We start from the raw sequence: 1850 nt of genomic DNA on the forward strand, positions 1-1850 counted from the left end.
ACCTGGCCCGAGGCACGCTCGACGCGACGCAGCTCGCGGCCAACTTCCAGCGTCTCAGTCCAGCGAACACCTACTGGACGAAGCTCTACAACCTGTACGCCAACGTCGACACCGAAGGTCCGCGCTTTCTCGATTTCGAGCGCTGGTGGGGCGGCCATTTCCTGCTCAACCGCGAAGAGATGGACTGGATCGCGCAAAACCTGTTCGTCGGCCGCCAACCTGCCCCTGCCGCGCCGGCGAGCGCCGAGGGCGCGCTCGCGATGGACCTGCGCAACATCCGTTCACCCATCGTCGTGTTCGCCTCCGGCGGCGACACTGTCACCCCGCCGCAGCAAGCGCTCGGCTGGATCACGGATCTCTACGAGAGCGATGCCGCACTCGTCGCGAGGCGACAGGTCATCGTCTACTGTCTGCACGAAGACACCACGCTGCTCGGCATCTTCGTGTCCACGAAGTCTGCCGCGGACGATGGCAATCCCGTTTCCGCGCTCGACCTGATCGACACGCTGCCGCCCGGCCTGTATGAGGCCGTCATCGAAGACTCGCCGGGAGAAACGGCGAACCCCGATCTCGTCGACGGCCGCTACTCGATCCGGTTCGAGCCGCGCAAGCTCGCCGACCTCGCCGACTCCGACGCGGGCCGCAAGGACGGCGAAACCTCCGGTGTGCTCCGGCGTGTGGCCGAGATCAACCAGAGCCTGTACGACGCGTTCGTCTCGCCCTGGGTGAAGGCCATGTCGAACGAAGCGACGGCGAAGTTGCTGCAGATGACGAACCCCGAGCGCATGCGGCGCTACCTCCTGTCCGACCTCAACCCCGCGATGTGGACGGTGAGATCGCTCGCCGAGATGGTGCGCGCGCAGCGGCTGCCGGTCACGCCGGACAACCCCTTGTCGCAGATCGAGCGGCGCCTGTCCGACAGCGTGGAGCGCACGCTCGACGCCTACCGCGGCGGGCGCGATGCCTGGCTCGATCGCGTCTTCCGGGTGCTTTCCGAGTCGCCGTGGGTGGCCGCAGCGGTCGGGCACTACGGCCACGCCGATCCCCTGCACTCGCCGCGCGCCGTCGTTTCCCTGCGTGAGGAGCTCGCGCGCGTGAGGGCGGGCGAGATCGATACACCGTTCGAGGGCGGCACTGCGTTCGATGGCTGGGTGCGCCTGCTGGTGTGGGCGGGGATGGACAACAAGGCGATCGACGAGCGTCCCTTCAATCTGATCCGCCGCCTCGGCAAGGAACAGCCGGCCGGACCGAAGCACACGCTCGCCGAGCTGAAGGAATCGATCCGGCAGCAGATGTTCGTCCTTCTCGCGGACGAGGAGCGCGCCATCGCGGCGCTGCCCAAGCTCATCCGGGACGCGAAGGACCGCGTGCGGGCGATCGCCAGCGCTCGCGCGGTCGCCGGCGCGAAAGGACCGCTTTCCGCAGAGCAGGAAGCGCGTTTCCAGCAGATCGAGGAGATGCTCGCCGCACCGGCCCGCCGCAAGGTGGCGAACGATTGATTTCATCACCGCTTCGCGCGGCATCCCCCGGGCGCACGTTCGCCCGTAATCTTCTGCACGCATTCTTTCCCCATGCCCGACGACGTCATCCAGAACTACACCTTTGACGAGCTTGCGATCGGCGCGTCCGCCGCGCTGACGCAGACGCTCACGCTCGACGACTTCAAGCTGTTCGCGGCGGTCAGCGGCGACCCCGTACTCTCGGGCAACGCGGAATGGGTCAGCCCGCCCGGTGCCCTCGGCAAGCGCCCGGCCCACGCGGCGTTGAGCGGCACGCTGCTGTCGCGCCTCGTCGGCACGCAATTGCCCGGCCCCGGCTCGTCGATCGTCGCCGAGTCCCTGCGCTACGCC

The 1850-nt window shown here is 67.9% G+C and carries 2 protein-coding genes; both read left to right on the top strand.

The window, feature by feature from the left end; translation table 11 throughout:
• On the top strand, positions 1-1499 hold a 1499-nt coding region (locus JNK68_07885; GenBank protein MBL8540278.1), incomplete at its 5' end, for a DUF3141 domain-containing protein.
• 72 nt (positions 1500-1571) lie between these two features.
• Positions 1572-1850, top strand: a 279-nt coding sequence (locus JNK68_07890; GenBank protein MBL8540279.1) for an enoyl-CoA hydratase, incomplete at its 3' end; no start/stop codon positions are given.

It is taken from the genome of Betaproteobacteria bacterium, assembly GCA_016791345.1.
Lineage (GTDB): Bacteria > Pseudomonadota > Gammaproteobacteria > Burkholderiales > JAEUMW01 > JAEUMW01.